The organism is Xanthomonas sp. Leaf148, assembly GCF_001423585.1.
Taxonomy (GTDB): domain Bacteria; phylum Pseudomonadota; class Gammaproteobacteria; order Xanthomonadales; family Xanthomonadaceae; genus Xanthomonas.
Genome location: NZ_LMOP01000012.1, coordinates 508,568 through 526,059, shown reverse-complemented (window position 1 = coordinate 526,059; position 17,492 = coordinate 508,568). Strand labels below are relative to the sequence as shown.

Here is a 17,492-nt window from a genome sequence, read left to right as displayed (position 1 = left end):
CACGCCGTACCAGCAGCCTGAAAGGGGCCTACCCGATCGAGTCGGCATTGACGGTTCTGTTGCGCCACAGCGGGTTGCGCTGGCTCAAGACCGGGCCAGGGACCTACTCGATCGTGCTTGCCGAGCAGGCGTCCGGTGCCGCGCAATCGCATTCCATGCAGCCTGCAGGAGCTTCGGCACCGGTCCATCAAGTGGCACGACCAGGGGCATCGCTATGAGAACATCTGCGAAAAAAAGAACTTTTTCCGCTCGCTTGTACGCTGGCCTGCTTGGGCTGGCATTGGTATCGAGCGTCGTCAGCGCAGTAGCAAGCGCATTGCCAGCGGCGGCCACGGCGACCAATGCGGAACGTGTGGCTTCGGAGGAACCTGCGCCGTTGGCGGAGCTCGTACGCGCGATCCATATTCCGTACCAGAGTTTCACGCTGCAGAACGGTTTGCGCGTCTTCGTGCATTCCGATCACCGCGCCAAGATGGTCACGCTGACCGTCGACTACAACGTCGGCTCCACGTCCGAGCCTGCGGGTCGAACCGGATTCGCGCACCTGTTCGAGCATCTGATGTTCAACGGCAGCGAGAATGCGCCGGGTGACTATGCACTGCCATTGCAGCGGCTGGGTGCCGAACTCAATGGCGTCACGATGCCTGATCGCACCAGCTATTACGAAAGCCTGCCCACCCCCGGGTTGGAGCAGGCGCTATTTCTGGAAAGCGACCGCATGGGGTATCTGCTCGGCGCACTCACCCAAACCAAGCTCGACGAGCAGCGCGGCGTGGTGCAAAACGAAAAGCGGCAGGCCGACAGCAAGCCGCTGGCGATCGTGCGCTACCGCGTGCGCGAGCGGTTGTATCCGCCGGGACATCCCGCTGCGCACGAGGTCTTCGGCTCGATGGCTGACCTGGACGCGGCAACACTGGATGACGTCAAGGCCTGGTTCCGTGCCCACTACGGGCCCAATAACGCGGTCCTGTCGATGGACGGCGATATCGACATTGACACCGCCAAGCGGTTGGTCGAGAAATATTTCGGTGCGATCCCGGCCGGCCCGTCCAATCTGCCACCGGTCGCTCCGGTCCCGACCTTGCCCAGGCGGCTGGAAGACACGTTGACGGATCGGGTGTCCACACCGCACCTCTACCGCGCCTGGGCCGTTCCCGGCGAGGCCGATCCGGTGGCTGCATCACTCAAGGTGGCGGTGGCCACGATGGCGCAAATGGGATCGTCCTACCTCAAGCAACGGCTGGTGCAGCAGGAAAAGAGTTTCAGTGCGCTTGCGGTCACGCTGGACACCTCGGTGCATTCGGGGATCGTCATGATCGATGGCAGCGTGGCGGCCGGGGTGGATCCGGTGCTGGCAAGCCGCCAGCTGGATGCGGCCATCGCCAGCATGCTGACCACCCCTGTGTCGGCCGACGACATAGACCTCTATGTCACCCGCCAGCTCGCACAGCAGCTCGCCGCGCTGCAGACGCCCTCCAGCAAGCTCGCTGTGGTGAACGAAGGGCTGCGGTTGGGCAAGGGGCCGGACTTCTACAAGACTGAGTTGCAGACGTTGGCCGCACAAACGCCAGAGCGCGTGCAGGCAGCGGCAGCCACCTGGCTCAGCCGGCCGGCGTACGCGTTGACGGTCCTGCCAGGGGCGCCAGCGGCGTTCGCGTCTGCCGCCGTGCCTTCCGCACGCAGTGTGGCCGCCGCTGTCGACCCGGTGGTTGCCGGAACCCGCGGTGGCCTGCCGCCAGTAGGTGTGTTCGGCGCCATCGCTTTTCCGCAGGCGCAGCCGCTGCGCCTGAGCAACGGCATCGAGGTGATGTATCTGCGCAGCGGCGATGTGCCGTTCACCCAGATCACCATCGATGTCGATGCCGGCGTCGTGGCCGATCCGCTGCAGCGGCCTGGCACTCACGCCATGGTGCTGGGTTTGTTGGACAAGGGCACCACCAAGCGCAATGCCGACGCGCTTGCGATCCAGCGCGACCGACTTGGCGCATCTACCAGTCTGGAATCCGACCCTGACCGCACCACCGCCAAGCTGTCGGTCCCCAGCGCCAACCTGCGGCCGGCGCTGACGCTGCTGGCGGACATGCTGCGCATCCCCGCGTTCGATCCGGACCGGATCCAGGAGCAGCGCGACGAGATGATTGCCGGCATCGCTGCCGCCGACACGGACGGCTCCATGCAAGTGGGACGCACCCTGCTGCAGCTGGTCGATGCCGACTCGCCTTATACCCGTCACCAGGGGCCGCAAGATGCGGACGCGGTGAAGGCGATCAGCCGCGAGGATCTGATCGCCTTCCACCACGCCTGGTTCCGGCCAGACAAGACCAGCATCTTCGTCAGCAGCGATCTGCCAGCAGAGGTCGTGCAGCAGCTGCTCGAGCGCAGCTTCGGCGATTGGCGCTCGCAGGGCGCACCGGGGCGCAAGGACCTGCCTGGACCGGCCAAGGCGGCGTCGCCGCGCATCGTGCTGATCGACAATCCGAATTCGGATCAGTCGATGATCCTGGCCGGGCAGGCGGTGGAGACGCGCAATCGCGGGCGTGTGTCCGACGCCACGCTGGCCAACATCGCGCTCGGAGCGAGTTTCTCGAGCCGATTGAATACCGAGCTGCGCGAAACAAAAGGGTGGAGCTATGGCGTCGATGGCCGCTTCGATACCCTCAAGATGGCGACCCGCTACCTGGTCAATGCGCCGGTGCAACAGGACAAGACCGGCGAGACGATCGCCACGATCCGCCGGGAAATGTCCGAGTTTCTGGGCAAACGCCCAATGACGCGCGAAGAATTCGACTTTGTCATCGAGGGCCAGATCAGGAAGTTGTCGGTGGCCTATGGCGATGCGCAAAGTTATCTGGATGCCATTCGTGAGAATCGCTTGCTCGGCCGCGCCGACGCATATCAAGCGACGCTGGTTGAGCGCTATCGCCGCCTGGATCGCGAGACGGCGCAGGCGGCGCTGCAGCAGTCGATTGATCCGGACAGGTTCGTCTGGGTCGTGCTCGGCGACGCGGCCAAGGTCGAGCCGCAGCTTGCCCAGCTCGGGCTTCCGGTGACGGTCATCCCCGCTGCCGCCGCAACAGCGCCGTGATGCGTGCAGGCCCGGGTGAGAAGACACGCCGGGCCTGCACTGCGCCGGTGCGTTGTAACGACGTCGGCCTGCGGCGATCCTGGCGAGACGGGACGCTGTGTGTTGCCTGCGTGCCGGATAAGGAAGCGGCCCGACGGTTCGTCTAACAACCAATGTTGCCGTCTGCGTCGTCCGACGCAGCGTCGCTTTTTGCCATGGGAATCCTTGCACAATGAACCCAAGAAACGTCACAACCTGCGTGGTCGCCGGCATTGCGGTGATTGCGTTCGGTATCGCCCAACGCGCGGTTGCTGCGCCACCTACGCCGACGTCGCTCGCAGCGCTGGTGCGCTCGGCGGAGATTCCCTTCGAAACGTTCACCCTGGACAACGGCTTGCGGGTGATCGTGCACACCGACCGTAGCGTCAAGCTGGTCTCGGTCAACGTCATCTACGACGTTGGCGCCAAGCATGAGCCGGCCGGGCGCAGCGGCTTTGCGCACTTGTTCGAGCACCTGATGTTCAGCGGCAGCGAAAACGCGCCCGGCGATTTCTTCGCTCCGCTCAAGGTGGCCGGTGCCACCGCCCAGAACGGCATGACCCAGAGCGACAAAACCAGCTATTACGAAACCGTGCCCACGCCCGCGCTGGAACGGGCGTTGTTCATGGAAAGCGATCGCATGGGGCATCTGCTCGGCGCGATCTCCCAGGTCAGGCTCGATGAACAGCGTGGCGTGGTCAAGAACGAGAAGCGCCAGGGCGACAACGAACCCGGTGGCTTGGTCGAGTATCGCCTGACCGAGCGGCTGTTTCCGAGCGGGCATCCGTATGGTCACAGCGTCATCGGCTCGATGGCCGATCTGGATGCGGCCACCCTCGACGACGTCAAGGCATGGTTTCGCAACCACTATGGCCCCAACAACGCCACGGTCACGCTGGCCGGCGATATCGATACGGCCACCGCGCGCCAGTTGATGGTCAAGTACTTCGGCGACATCCCTTCCGGCCCGCGTGCGCAGCGGCCGGTCGCGCCGATTCCATCGTTGCCCAAACGTCTGGACGAGACCATGACAGACCGGGTCTCGGCCACATCGATCATCCGCGTGTGGACGATTCCGGGACGCAACGATTCACGTTCGATCCCGTTAGAGGCCGCCGCCGGCGTGATGGGAGCGCTCGCGACATCGCCGCTGCAGGAGGTTCTGGTCCGTGGCGAAAAATTGTTCACCGGTGCCGCTGCCAGCGTCAATTTGTACGATCAAGGCGGCATGTTCGTCGTCTCCGGCGAAGTGGCTGACGGTGTCGATCCGGTACGCGCAGGCCGACGCCTGGATGAGGTGGTTGCTGCGTTCCTGCGCGACGGGCCCAGCGTCGATGCGCTGCAGCGCTACGTCACGATGGATCTCACCAGCGCCATCAGCGGGCTGGATTCGGTCTCCAGTCGTGGCTACGCGCTGGCCGACGGCAGCCTGCTGGATCAGGGGCCGGGCTATCTGAAAGAGCGCGCCGTTGCGCTTGCCGCGCAGACGCCAGCGCAGGTGCGCGCTGCGGCAGCGCAGTGGCTGGCTCGCCCGGTCTACGCATTGACGTTGGCACCGGGTCCACGCGTGGGCTACGAAGAGTCGCAGGCCAGCGAGCGCGCGCCTGCACCGAAAAAGACCGCAGATGCTGCAGCGGTGGTCGGCACGCGCGGTCCGCTACCGGCGATCGGCACCTTCACCGACCTGGCCTTTCCCAAGGTCGAACACGCGCGACTGTCCAACGGGATCGAAGTGATCTACGCGCAACGCAGCTCCAGCCCGATGAGCTATGCCTCCATCGAACTGGATGCAGGCATTGCGGCCGACCCGCAGGATGCAATCGGTACCCAGAATCTGCTGCTGTCGCTGTTGCAGCAGGGGACCGGTACGCGCAGCCAGAAAGAATTTGCCAGCGCTCTGGAACGGTTGGGTGCGCAAATCGCGACCGGCAGCTCCAGAGACCGGACCAGTCTGACGGTGGTTGCGCCTGGCGGCAATTTGGCACCGGCGATCGACCTGCTGTCGGACATGACCCGCAATCCCGCGCTTGTCCCGGCCGAAATCGAACTGCAGCGCAGAACCTTGCTGGCTGGCATCGCGCAGGAGGCCACCGACCCACAGTCGCTTGGCAGCGCCGCAATGCTGCAACTGATCAACCCGGCATCGCCCTACGCCAAAGACAAGGGAACCGGAGATGCAAAGGTGCTTGCCGCATTGCGCCGCAGTGATCTGCTTGCGTTTCAGCGTGCCTGGTTTCGGCCTGACAAAGCCAAGGTGTTTGTGGTCAGCGCCCGCCCGCTTGCCGAGATCCAGCCGATGCTCGAGCGTAGCCTCGGCGACTGGCGGTCGACCGGGACGGCTGGAGTGAAGGATTTTTCGGCAGCGCCACGCCCTGCCGCGCCGCAGATTGTGCTGATCGATCGCCCGGACTCGGCGCAAGCGATGATTCTGGCCGGGCAGTACACCGCCTTGAAGGGGACCGACGAGCTCACCGCATTGGAAGTGGCCAACGATGGCCTGGGTGGCGGCATCCTCAGCCGCCTCAATGCTGACCTGCGCGAGCGCAAGAACTGGACATACGGCGTCCGCGCAGGCTTTCGCACGCCAGCGCATTCGATCAGCTATTCCGTCGTCGCTCCGGTGCAGTCGGACAAGACCGGCGCCTCGATCAGCACCATCCGCGAGATCATCCAGGCGTATGTGGGCAGCCAGCCGATGACCCAGGCCGAGTTCGAGTTGGCAGTGGACAGCCGCGTGCATGCGCTACCGGGCGAGTTCGCAACCTCCAAGTCGATTCTCGATGCGATGCGTTCCAACGATATCTTCCAGCGCCCCGACGATTACGACAACCGTCAGACCAGCCGCTACCGCGCGCTCACACTCGCCGATGCCCGTGGGGCAATCGGGGCGGTGGTCGATCCGTCCAAGCTGGTCTGGGTCGTGGTCGCCGACGCGGCCAAGGTCAGGCCGCAGTTGGAAACGCTCGGCCTGCCGATCAAACTGGTGCCTGCCGATTCGGACGTCGCTGCGCAACCTTGATGCGCACACCGGTGATCGCCGCCCGACTCGGCCGGCGATCACCGCAGCAGTCAGTGCATGCCCCGAACGGCGACGCCATGGCATCCCACGCAGGGCAGCGATCGATGGGTGGCGGTGTTGGTGTGCATGCGAACCGACCACAGTTGGCAGGTCGCATCGACGGTGCCGACCTATGCTCACCATTCACCACGACACGTCGGCGAGCGTCCTGTTGCCTGTTGCGATGACCGTCGCCGTCATTGCATGGCGGTGCGAGACAGTGGATGGCCGCCGAGGCGGCCTGTGCGATGCGCGCATGAGTTGGCCGTTGCGCCAGCGTGGGGCGATCCCACCAATGCATCAGCGCGATCCGGGCGCTGCGACCGTGCCGTCTCTCACGCCAAGCCGGTGCACTATTGGGCGTTCGGGTGGTCGACTTCGCGGCCGTCGGTGATGACGATGGTGTGGTCGCGGCGCTTGATCGACGCGCCCAGCGTGATGGCTGCCGTGCGGGCGAAGCCTTCCGGATCGTCCAGACGAAACACACCGAACAGACGTTTTTGCGCGACCTGCGGTTGCGCGACGACAATCGGGGTCGGACTGTAACGATTGAATTCGGCAACCGCTTCGGCCAGCGTCTCTCCCGATAGATCCAGCCTGCCTGCACGCCATGCCAGCTTGCGCTCGATGACCGGCGCGGCGATCTCTGGCTCCTGCCGAATAACGGCGGTATCGGCAATGAACAACGCCGAGCCGGCGGACAATGCCACCGCGCGCGGTTCGGCGCCTACCACCCACACGCGCACCACGCCCTCGGTCACCATGACATCGGCACCGTTGCTGTGCCGCCGCACCGAAAACGCGGTGCCGACTGCTTCGACCCGGACCGGCCCTGCCGACACCACGAACGGACGTTGCTTGTTCTTTGCGACCCGAAACCACGCTTCGCCCTGCTCTAGCGAGATGGCGCGCAGCTCCTGGATATAGGCGACCCTGACCTTGCTGGCGGTGTTGATGGCCATGGTCGAGCGGTCGGCCAGCGGCACCCGGCGGACTTCGCCAATGGCCGTCTGGTACTGCTCGCCGCGCGGTAGCAGGACCGACAGACCAACAACGGCGATGGCGACTGCCGCGCATGCACCGACGACCATGGGCCAGCGCGCACGGCGCGGCGCCCGCGCCGGAGCGGACTTCGGTGCAGGCGATGGCACGTGGCGGAAAGCGGCATCGCTGGTTTCTGCCAGTGCGTCCAGCGTGCACCAGGTTGCCTCGGCCTTGAGCAAGGCGCCGCGGCGGCGGACATCCCCCCCCAGCCATTGCTCCAGTTCCTCGCACACTGCGGGCGTGCGCCCCTCGCGATCCAGGCGCAGCACCCAATGCATGGCCTCCTGTTCGATCTCCTGCGCGTTTTGACGGGTGCTCATTTTCGCCACCTTCGTACCGGCTGCGTCTGTTCGGGGTCGCTCTGCAGCGCCCGCGTCAGCAGCAACATGCCCTTGACCGCGTCATTTTCCACGATGCTTTCGCTGACTCCCAACTGGGCGGCGATGTCGCGCTGTGACAAGCCCTGAATCTTGCGCATCTTGATGATTGCCCGGCAACGTTCGGGCAGGGCTTCGATCAATCGAAGCACACGATCAAGCTCATGTCTGTCGTTGGTGACGCGCTCGGGATCCAGTTCGTCGACATGGCATGGCAGGTCGGCAATCTGGCCGACCGCATCGATGCGCACGACGCGCGCGCGCCGAATCTGATCGATCATCAGGTAACGCACCGTCTGAAAGAAATAAGCCCCCGGACTGTCGATCTGCTCGGCATGACGCAGACCGGCCAGTTTGGCATATGCCTCCTGCACCAGATCGTCGACATCCTCCGGGCTCAGACCACGCTGGCGCAGCCAGCTGCGGATCGCCGCCTCGTGGGGCACGATCTCCCTCGCCACCCAGCGCGTTAACCGCGTGCGTTCGATCTCGCTCGTCGACCGGCGTTCGTTCATTGGACGGGTTTCGTCTACGACACTCTCCGCACTGCATGACCTGCCGATACGCTCGAATGGCCCCAGGTCGAATCCTGCGCGGCCCGTCCCCTGATGAATCTTGCCGCGTCAAAAACTCTTGATCAGCGTCAGATAATAGCTCGCCAACCGCGGGTCGCCGAAGGTGCTGTAATACCGTGCCGGCGAAACCGAATCGACCGGCGGGCGCTTGTTGAGGACATTGTTGATGCCCAGACGCAGCGTGGTGCCGTCAGCAAATGCATAGGATCCGGAGACGTCGTGGTAGATCTGTTTGGGGATCTTGGCCGCCCCCTGGCTGAATTCAACCGTCCTGGTTTCGTTGAGATGGTAGGAGTCGAAGTATCTGGCCTGCCAGGACAGTCCCAGATGCGTACCGGTCCATTCCACTCGGCCGGATCCTTTCCACCTGAGCCCACCAATGCCGCTCAGGCGCGACAAGAAGTCGGCCCCGATGACGCCGGCATAGTTGGTATTGGCCCCGCCGGGCACCTTCTGTTGGGTCAAGCTATCCACATAGGTCGCGTTGAGGCCGACACCGATCTGGCCGCCGAACAGATCATGCGAATAACTGGCCGCAAGATCGTAGGACTCGCTGGCCGAGCCGACCAGATTGGCCAGCGAAGCGTCGATGGTCTCGATCGGCCCGACTGCGTAGCCGTCCGATGCTGGCCCACGGGTGACCCGACCAGGGTAGCGGCTCAGGAAGCTTTCGAAGGACCGCTGCACCTGCGGGTCGCCATCCGGGGTCAGCAGTTCGAGCGGGTCGTAGTAGTTGTCGCGTTTGGTGATCCGGGTCCAGTCCAGCGACATGCGCAGCCCGTCTGCAAACGTGGGCTCCACGATGATGCCCGCAGTGAAGGTCTTGGATGTTTCCGGCCGGGCATCGGGATTGCCGCCACTGAAGCCGGTGAGGTAGTAGGAACCAGGAAAGAGCGGGCTCGGCAATCCGATCTGCTCATTGCCACGCTGCGGATCGGTGGCACTGACGACCAGCAACGGATTGCTGATCTTGAGCAGTTCGTTGAGCTTGGGAGTCAGATAGCCGGTTGCATAGGAGCCGCGCAGGGTGATGCTGTCGATGATCCGCCAGCGCGCGCTGTAGGTTGGATTGAAATGGGCATTGCGTGCACTGGAGGCTGGCTGCGACGGCGGACACAGCGAGCGAATGTCCAGGCTCGGCAGCGGCCCGTCTATGAACAGGCAGTTGGCATTGGGTGAGCCGGTCTCTTCGGAGCGCTCGTACCTGCCGGCGATGGTCAACAACAGCTCGCGTACCAGCGGGATCTTGTTGTCGCTGCCAATCAGCGGCAGGTTGATTTCTGCATAGGCCGAGTCGACCTGCTCGCGGCCGGGCGCCGAGATATTGACCAACGACTGGGTGGCACTGTTTTGTGCGTTCATGCTTTCGGCCTGCTTCTGCAGCGTGCGCTCCAGGCTGAACGTGGCGGTCGGTTCGCCGCCCGGCAACTTGAACGGGATCGGGCCTGCCAGGCGTAACGAGGCGACCGTCAGGTCGTTGCGCGTGGGCGTCTGCCTGGATCCGTAAGGTACGTTTTCGTAGGCATAGTTGAAATTGGGCGCAAGCCGCACGTCGCGCAGGATGTCCTGTTCGCCGTTGCGGAACGTATCGAGGGTGTCCTGGGCGACCTCGGTTGGGAAGTCGTCGTTGCGCAAGCGGCTCTGGCTGCGCGAGACATCGATCACCGCCTGCCAGCTGGCGGGCAGCTGCATGATGGCGCCGAACACACCGCGGTAGGTCTGCGCGATGTTCTCGTTGACCACGGAATTCCCCCCGGAAAACGGCACCGTGACCGTGACATCCTGCGCGAACGGATTGTTTGGCGCATCGGCGGCCAGTACCAGATCGTTGGGAATCGAGTTGCGGCGTGCCTTGCTGACCGCACGGGTCATGCTGGCCTCTGCGTAGAGCTTCAACCAATCGGTGACGTCATGACGCAGCGCAATCGAGGCGGCCTGTTGTTCGGTGCCGAAGATGAGTTCGCGCTGGCCACCGTCGCGTGCGTCGGTCGTGGACAAGTCGAGTTGATAGGTGCCGGCGTTGGCAATCAGCGGGTTCACCCCGTCCTGGGCCAAACCGCGATAGCCATCTGGCACGTGGGTATAGAACGAGGGGAGGGTGGCGCCGCCGTATTCCGGATCCAGCTGCAGTGGGTTGCGCGTGTCGGTTGAGCGGATATTGGGTGTGTTGCCCAGCGGCGAAGCGAACCTGTAGTAGTTGGGGTTGTTGGCAAGTCCGCGGCGTTTGCTGTCCAGCAATAGCGCAGAGCGGTCGCGATTCATGATCGGGCTGGCGGTGGACCAGCTTGCATTGAAGGTGATGTTGGTGCGTCCATCCTGCAGCGAACGGCCGCCGGTCAGATCGAAGCGCCGGCCTGATCCGCCGCCGTCGAACGTGTTGTTGTAGGTGCTGGACAGTTCGCTGCCGGCGTAATCGCGGCGCATGATGATGTTGATCGCCCCGCCGGTAGCACCGTTGCCGTAGATGCCGGAAGCAGAGGACGCCAAGACCTCGATTCGCTCGATCGCCGCCATCGGAATGCCGGACAGCGACGGCTGACCCAGGCTGCCGTCGCTGTTGGTGGTGCCGGCGATGCGGCGCCCGTCGACCAGGATCAGCGTTTCGCGTTCGCCCAGTCCACGCAGATTGATAGAGCTGACATTACGGGTCTCAAATGCGCCTCCCTGGTCGGAGGTGCCTGGCGATGCATTGACGCTGAGCTGGTTACGCAGAAACGTTTCGAGATTGGGGGCACCGGAGCGTCGGATGGTTTCGCCATCGATCACCACGAAGGGCTGACTGTCATTCTCGGAGCGGCTGATGCCCGTGTTGAGCGTCCACTCCCGGCGTCCTTGCACCGTAATTTCGGGCAGGGCGACGGTGTCTTCGCGGAACTTCCTTTCCACGATCGAGAAGCTATTGGGGCCGGTGCGCTGCCAGCTGAGACGGGTGCCGCTCAGCAGTACGTCCAGGCCATGCTCGACCTCGTAAGTGCCTTTCACTTCTGCGGTGTCGACCGCTGCGGCGGTTTTTTCGCTGATCAGGATCTGTGCATCGGCTTGTTGGCCGAAGGCGCGGATGCCGCTTTGCGCCGGCTGGGCCGCCACCTCGAAAGTGTGCGACTGGGCCGCTGCGGCGCCCGACACCACCATGACGGCCACACACGTGGCACAGGCCACATAAGGTACGACGGGAACACCTGATCGCATGAGTCTTGCCCCGAGTGAGAAGTGGAACCTTGCCGCGCGTGGACCATCCGCTGACCTAGGTGCGGTTGCAGTCGTACTAGACCCGACGAACCACCATCACACTTCCTTACATTCGCATGACAATCGCATGCGAATTATCCATTTCGTCTGCAACTACCGCGTTGCCGCTCGGTCGGCAACTGCGTGACACGCTCTAGGGAATCAACAACGGCCGCAGCGCAGGCAGCTGCTGCGCCAACTCGTCGGCCACGATGGCGGCGAACAGATCGGCGCCGTCCGGGCCGAGATGCGTGTAGTCGAACGCGAGTTTGGCCTGGCCCATCGGCTCGGCGCTGGCGTTGTCCTGCGCCGTGGCAGCGGGGTTGGTCGTGGCTGTGTTCTTCGACGTTGACGCAGACGCCGGAGATGGGCCAACCGCCTGCGCCGGTGTTTTGCCGATGGTAGTGCCCGATTGTGCGGCGACGATCTGCGCCGGCTCGGCGGGGCGCTGCGCCAGCCGCATCGCCAGCACCGGCCCCATGCCCTGCACCAGAGCGCGGCTGCGCGCATGCAGATCCACCAATGGCACCTGCAGCTCGCGCGCGACCGCACGCGTGGCCTGCGCCCAGGGGCCCAGGTCATCCACCAACTGGCCGGCCTCGAACTGCCGCCGCGTCAACGGCGTCACCAGCACCGGCACCGCGCCGGCGGCGCGCGCTTCGGCCACGTAGCGGCGCAGGTTGGCCGGGAATTCGCTGGCAAGGTCGGTGGAGCGCCCCGGCTTGCCGGGTTGATCGTTGTGACCGAACTGGATCAACACGATCACGTGCTGATAGCCGCCGCTGCGCAGCTCCTTCAGCGCGATGTCCCACGAGCCTTCGGCGCGATAGTTGGAGGTGCTGCGTCCCCCGCGTGCCAGGTTGAGGCAGCTCAGGAACGAGGTCACATGCTGCGCACAGAAACTCGGGCCCCAGCCGCCTTGCACGGCGGTGGTGGAATCGCCCACCAGCACGATCTTGCTGGCGGCAAATGCAGGCGTGGCGGCCGGCGCGTTGCTGCTTAAGGTGTTGGTGGTGGATGCCGTGGAGGCGAGCGGTGTGTCGACCACGGTGGCAGCGGTGGCATCAGCGAACGCAAGGCAGGCAACTGCCAGCGCAGTCAGCAGCATGGATGGGGCAACGGAGTACCTAAGCATGGATCACCTCAAGATCGAATAAGTGCAGCTGACAAACCGACTGTGCTCACCGCCAGGTGGGCGGAGCTGGTGCGCGGTGCGCATTACCACGCGGACACTCCGGTTCCTCCGCGCCGTCCACACCCACCTGACACCTGCTCGCTACGATTGATTGGTCGCTCTAAATACTGCTGCGCGATCGCAGCAAGAGCGTGGCCGGTGCCCGAGTCGGTCTGTATCGCTCGGAACCCGGTGTAGCGAGCGCGCCATAAGAATCCGAATGGCGACTGCCTGCCATGTGCTGTTCGTTGTTCAATAGAACAAGCGCTCAGAACGTGCCACGTTGAATAAACGGCGCTTGCTGATACAGCCGACGTTCGCCACCGCGCGGGTCGTTTTCCATCCGGCTCGGCACATCGAACAGCAACGTCTCGCGGCGCTGCAACGAATACTGCCGCCAGCGGGGGGCTCCGCGATGCGTGGGGTCGCCATGCCGCGCGAATGCGATCAACGCAGCGCTCATCTGGTCGGCCATGCGCTGCGCATCGGCGCTGTCGCCGGTGCGCGAACCGGGCTGGCCGATGGTGTCGAACACCAGCGGAATATCCAGCGTGTGGAAGGCGCCGAACTTGCCGCCGTCCAGCGGCGAGCCCCAGTTCAGTTGATACACCCAGGTCGGTGCGCCCTGGCGTGCGCGCGCTTCGGCTTCTTCCACCGCGCCACGCCACGAGCGCCCGGCGGTGGTGGCGGCAAAGAACACCTCCGATGGCGAATAGTGCGGATACAGGCGGCGGTATTCGGCGATCACCACCTGCGGCAACAGGTCCACGTATTGCTGCGCTTCCAGCTTGGCCGGCAGCGTGTCCCAGGTGAGTGCGAAGTTGGCCGCATCGTTGCCGAGAAACGCGCGCGTCTCGTCGCGAGTATTGCCGATCACCATCGGAATCGTCGCCGACTGCAGCGGTGCGGTCGGCCAGAACGGATGCACCGGCAGGTTGCGCGCATCCAGCACCGGGCCGAAATACAACGCGCTGTTTTCCACCCGCGACGGGTCGCGCACCTGCGCGGCGGCCAGCAGCTGCGCCACCGGCACGCTGCGCAGGCGCGCGAGATCGCCTGGCGCAATCTTCAGCGCCTCCAGCAGCAATTGCGCGCGCTGGGTGGCCGCGCGCGGCCCGGCCGCAGTGACCTGCTGCCCGCTCATGGTCCAGGCGCGGTGGAACAGGCCGCGCGCGGCGGGCATGGCCATCAGCGTGGCGATCTTGGCGCCGCCGCCGGATTGACCGAACACGGTGACATTGCCGGCGTCGCCGCCGAATTCGGCCGCGTGCTGGCGCACCCACTGCAGCGCCTGGATCAGATCCAGCTGGCCGGCATTCCCGGAATCGGCAACGCTGGCATCGCCCAGCTGCGCCAGCGACAGATAGCCGAACAGGTTGAGCCGGTGGTTGACGGTGACCACCACCACATCACCGCGCCGGCACAGGCGCACGCCGTCGTACAGCGGGTCGCTGCCGGAGCCGGTGGTGTAGCCGCCGCCATGGATATAGAACAGGATCGGCCGCCGGCCGCCATCGCGCAGGCCGGGCGTCCAGACATTGAGGAACAGGCAGTCCTCGCTGGTGGGTTCGCTGGCTTTGGGCTGCGGGGCGGCGGCGCCGAAGCCGGTGGCATCGCGCACGCCGCTCCACGCTGTCTCCGGCACGGGCGCCTGGAAGCGCCGCGCGGCGGTGTCGCCGCCGTACGGGATACCCTTGAACACGCAGATGCCCTGCTCGCGATACCCGCGCAGTGCACCGCTACGCACCTGTGCCAGCGGTGCGCTGTCATCGCGCGGCGGTGGCGCTACGGCACTGGCGACACCGGGTAACGCGACGGCAGCACTGACGAGCAATCCACTGCGCAGCAGCGTGCGTCGGCGCACGTCGGGCGTGGATGGCGCCGTCATCGCGCCGCGTCCTGCGCCGCAGCCGGTGGCTTGCTGACGTGCGCAATCCACGCCTGCGCCAGCTGCGGCCACACCGCCACCGTCAACCCGGTGGTGGCCGCGGTGCCGAAGCCATGCCCGCCCTGCGGAAAGACATGCAGCTCGCTGGGTACGCCGGCGCGCAGTAGCGCGTCGTGCATCAGCAGGCTATTACGCACCGACACCACGGTGTCGTCCTGCGCGTGCAGCAAGAATGTCGGCGGAGTGCGCGCGTCCACGTGCAGTTGCGGCGAGTACGCACTGACCTGAGCAGCGCTGGGCGTTTTGCCGAGCAGGCGCTCGCGCGAGCCCATGTGTGCATTGGCGCTGTCCATGTCGATCACCGGGTAGATCAGCAACGCGAAGTCCGGCCGCGCGCTCAGCGCATCGGCGGCGTCCTGCGCCGGGTACACCTGCGCGGCGTAACGCGTGTCCAGGCTGGCGGCGACATGGCCGCCGGCCGAAAACCCCATCACCCCGACCCGCTGCGCATCGATGCCATAGCGGCCCGCATTGGCGCGGATCAGCCGCAGCGCACGTTGCGCATCGGCCAGCGGCACGTCGGCGCCATTCGGGTGGCCTTCGCCGGGCAGTCGGTAGCGCAGCACGAACAAGGTGATGCCGGCCTGGTCGACGAAGCTGGGCACCAGCGCGCTACCTTCGTTGTCCAGCACGATGCGCTGATAGCCGCCGCCGGGGGTGACCAGCAGCGCGGTGCCGTTGGGCTGCTTGGGGCGGTAGACCACCAGATAGGGCTGGCCGATGTTCTGGATATAGCGGTCGGGCAGGGCGGCATCGCTGCTGCGGTCCACGATGCGCTGCGGCTGCGGCAACGCCGTGTCTCCCGGTGCCATCGCCTTCGGCCACAGGGCGATCCGGCTGGCCTGTTCGGCGGCGGTATCGGCGCTGGCGCGTTCTGCCGACCAGGCCGGCGCACTGGCCAGTGCCAAAGCGGCGACGGTCACTGTCAGGCAGCGGCGCAGGGCCTGCAATGCCCGGTTTCCACTACGTTTTTGGCGTGTCTGCTGCATCTACCCCTCCCAGGGCCACTTCGGTATCGCGGTCACAATGTCGCACTGCACATTGCCAATGACACCGGTTTACCATATACAGCACACCGTGCCGCTGTCGATTGGCAGTGCAACAAAACACCTATCAGGGAGTCACCCTTGAGCAACGACGCCGCCACCCCGCCAACGTCCACATCCACGCTGTCCGACATCGCCCAGCGCTTTGTGGAGGCACGCCGTGCAGGGGCCTCGCTTCCCGACTTTCCCGGGCAAATCCCCGACGATCTGGTCACCGCCTACCAGGTGCAGGACATCGCCATCAGCCAGTGGCACGACCATGTGGTCGGCTGGAAAGTGGGCTATATCGCCGCCGAACGCCGCGATGCCTCCGGCGATGAGCGTCTGCTCGGCCCGATCTTCTCGAAGAAGCTCTGGAATGCTACCGGTGGAACAACCGAGTTTCCGATCTACGAAGGCGGCTTCGGTGCGGTCGAGGCCGAGTACGTGCTGCGTCTGGACGCCGACGCGCCGGCCGAGCAGAGCCACTTCACTCCGGAGCAGGCTGCACAGCTGCCGGCCACGTTGTTCATCGGCGTGGAGATTGCCAGCAGCCCGCTGGCGACCATCAACAAACTGGGCCCGCGTGTGGTGATTTCCGATTTCGGCAACAACAACGGCCTGATTCTGGGCCCGGAAGTGACCGACTGGCTGGCCCGCGACGAAGCCACGCTGAGCGCCGAAACCCTGATCGACGACCAGGTCGTCGGCACCGGCGGCGCCACCACGCTGCCCGGCGGATTGCGCGCGGCCTACGCATTTGCGCTCAGCCGTTCGGCTCAGCGCGGACGCCCGCTCAAGCGCGGTGATCTCATTGCCACGGGCAATGCCACCGGTATCCATGACATCGAAGTGGGACAGCGTGCCCTGATTCGCTTCGCCGGCATCGGCGACATTTCCTGTACGGCTGTGTCCGCCAAATAACGGTGGACCCCGTGACCAGACGCTTGGGAGGGCGCCAATGATCACACGCAGACATTTCCTCGGTGCCGGGTTTGGCGCCGCCGCAGCCGCCCCTTGGCTGGGCGCTGGCGCCACCACACCGATTCCCGGCGGGCAGCTGCTCACCGCCACCGACGTCCACGTCGGCGATTACCCCACCGTGGAGGCGGTGCGGTGGTTCGGCAAACAGCTCGAAGCGCGCACCAACGGCCGGCTCAAGCTGCGCCAGTACCACTCCGGCCAGCTGGGCCGCGAGTCGGAGGCCATCGACATGGCGCGCTTCGGCGCCATCGACATCACCCGCGTGTATTCGGGTGCGTTGAACAACGCCTTTCCGCTGACCCAGGCGCTGTGCCTGCCGTACGTGTTTGACTCGGTGCCGCATCTGCGCCGCGCCATCGACGGCCATGTCGGCGACAGCGTTCTGCGCAGCTTCGAACAGCGCGATCTGGTGGGTCTTGCGATCTACGATTCGGGCGCGCGCTGCTTCTACAACACCAAGCATCCGCTGCATCGCCCGGAAGATCTCAAGGGCCTGAAATTGCGTGTGGCCTCGTCGGATATCTTTCTCAGGCTGATGCGCATGCTGGGCGCCAACCCCACGCCAATGTCGTTGGGCGAGACGTTTTCGGCGATGGAAACGCACATGATCGACGGTGCGGAAAACAACATGCGCAGCTTCCAGTCCAGCCGTCATTTCGAAGCGGCGCACTACTGGTCGCAGAGCGAGCATTCCTATGCGCCGGACATTTTGGTGATGTCGCGCAAGAGCTTCGAATCGCTCAGCCCGGCCGATCGCGGTCTGGTGGTGGAACTGGCGCGCGCGTCGGTGCCGGTGATGCGCAACCTCTGGGATGCGTCGGAGGTGGTCGCACGCAAGCAGGTGATCGATTACGGCGTGAAGCTCAACCAGGTTGACATGCCGGCGTTCCGCGCCGCCGCCGCCCCACTGCTGGCCGAATACCGCAAGCAGCCGGAGATCGAAGCGCTGTACCGCCGCATCCGCGATTTCGCATAG

General features: G+C 65.0%; 10 protein-coding genes and 1 other RNA gene. 5 read left to right on the top strand and 6 right to left on the bottom strand.

Annotation, left to right across the window (positions count from 1 at the left end; translation table 11 throughout):
• The first annotated feature begins 376 nt into the window (after nt 1-376).
• Entirely contained in the window at nt 377-3,085 is a 2,709-nt protein-coding gene (locus ASF90_RS19340) for a pitrilysin family protein (RefSeq protein ID WP_168371670.1), read from the top strand.
• 211 nt (nt 3,086-3,296) lie between these two features.
• Nucleotides 3,297-6,122 carry a pitrilysin family protein gene (locus tag ASF90_RS19335; protein WP_055853878.1) on the top strand — a complete coding sequence of 942 codons (2,826 nt, stop codon included), beginning with the start codon at nt 3,297-3,299 and terminating at the stop codon, nt 6,120-6,122.
• A 392-nt stretch (nt 6,123-6,514) separates the two neighbouring features.
• On the opposite strand, the gene ASF90_RS19330 is transcribed toward ASF90_RS19335, so the two are convergent.
• The 4 genes from ASF90_RS19330 to ASF90_RS19315 all read right to left on the bottom strand — a co-directional run bounded on the left by ASF90_RS19330 (nt 6,515) and on the right by ASF90_RS19315 (nt 12,493).
• Nucleotides 6,515-7,525, bottom strand: a complete 1,011-nt coding sequence (locus tag ASF90_RS19330; protein WP_055853875.1) for a FecR domain-containing protein — start codon at nt 7,523-7,525, stop codon at nt 6,515-6,517.
• Nucleotides 7,522-8,097 (bottom strand): RNA polymerase sigma factor, encoded by a 576-nt coding sequence (locus ASF90_RS19325; RefSeq protein ID WP_055853873.1) that lies wholly within the window; start codon nt 8,095-8,097, stop codon nt 7,522-7,524. The genes ASF90_RS19330 and ASF90_RS19325 overlap by 4 nt, the downstream gene beginning before the upstream one ends.
• 108 nt (nt 8,098-8,205) lie before the next feature.
• The gene (locus ASF90_RS19320; protein ID WP_055853871.1) at nt 8,206-11,289 is read right to left on the bottom strand and encodes a TonB-dependent receptor; all 3,084 of its coding nucleotides are present in this window, start codon (nt 11,287-11,289) and stop codon (nt 8,206-8,208) included.
• A gap of 250 nt (nt 11,290-11,539) precedes the next feature.
• Nucleotides 11,540-12,493, bottom strand: coding sequence for a rhamnogalacturonan acetylesterase (locus tag ASF90_RS19315; RefSeq protein ID WP_115560349.1), 954 nt, complete (start codon nt 12,491-12,493; stop codon nt 11,540-11,542).
• 109 nt (nt 12,494-12,602) lie between these two features.
• On the opposite strand from ASF90_RS19315, the gene ASF90_RS22975 reads away from it, so the two are divergent.
• Nucleotides 12,603-12,677: non-coding RNA, sX9 sRNA (locus ASF90_RS22975), on the top strand.
• Between the two features lie 150 nt (nt 12,678-12,827).
• Here the strand turns inward: ASF90_RS22975 and ASF90_RS19310 are convergent.
• Complete coding sequence (locus ASF90_RS19310; RefSeq protein WP_055854006.1) at nt 12,828-14,447, bottom strand: carboxylesterase family protein; 1,620 nt, start codon at nt 14,445-14,447, stop codon at nt 12,828-12,830.
• Nucleotides 14,444-15,496 (bottom strand): alpha/beta hydrolase, encoded by a 1,053-nt coding sequence (locus ASF90_RS19305; protein WP_055853868.1) that lies wholly within the window; start codon nt 15,494-15,496, stop codon nt 14,444-14,446. Before ASF90_RS19305 ends, ASF90_RS19310 begins: the two co-directional genes overlap by 4 nt.
• 138 nt (nt 15,497-15,634) lie before the next feature.
• Between ASF90_RS19305 and ASF90_RS19300 the strand changes: the two genes are divergently transcribed.
• Both ASF90_RS19300 and ASF90_RS19295 read left to right on the top strand, forming a co-directional pair.
• Nucleotides 15,635-16,456 carry a 2-keto-4-pentenoate hydratase gene (locus tag ASF90_RS19300; protein ID WP_055853865.1) on the top strand — a complete coding sequence of 274 codons (822 nt, stop codon included), beginning with the start codon at nt 15,635-15,637 and terminating at the stop codon, nt 16,454-16,456.
• A 37-nt stretch (nt 16,457-16,493) separates the two neighbouring features.
• The gene (locus tag ASF90_RS19295; protein ID WP_055853862.1) at nt 16,494-17,492 is read left to right on the top strand and encodes a TRAP transporter substrate-binding protein; all 999 of its coding nucleotides are present in this window, start codon (nt 16,494-16,496) and stop codon (nt 17,490-17,492) included.

Coding starts and splice junctions, on each gene's coding strand:
- ASF90_RS19295 (WP_055853862.1), top strand. CDS start 16,494: ATGATCACACGCAGACATTTCCTCGGTGCCGGGTTTGGCGCCGCCGCA.
- ASF90_RS19310 (WP_055854006.1), bottom strand. CDS start 14,447: ATGACGGCGCCATCCACGCCCGACGTGCGCCGACGCACGCTGCTGCGC.
- ASF90_RS19315 (WP_115560349.1), bottom strand. CDS start 12,493: ATGCTGCTGACTGCGCTGGCAGTTGCCTGCCTTGCGTTCGCTGATGCC.
- ASF90_RS19330 (WP_055853875.1), bottom strand. CDS start 7,525: ATGAGCACCCGTCAAAACGCGCAGGAGATCGAACAGGAGGCCATGCAT.
- ASF90_RS19335 (WP_055853878.1), top strand. CDS start 3,297: ATGAACCCAAGAAACGTCACAACCTGCGTGGTCGCCGGCATTGCGGTG.
- ASF90_RS19320 (WP_055853871.1), bottom strand. CDS start 11,289: ATGGTGGTGTCGGGCGCCGCAGCGGCCCAGTCGCACACTTTCGAGGTG.
- ASF90_RS19325 (WP_055853873.1), bottom strand. CDS start 8,097: ATGAACGAACGCCGGTCGACGAGCGAGATCGAACGCACGCGGTTAACG.
- ASF90_RS19305 (WP_055853868.1), bottom strand. CDS start 15,496: ATGCAGCAGACACGCCAAAAACGTAGTGGAAACCGGGCATTGCAGGCC.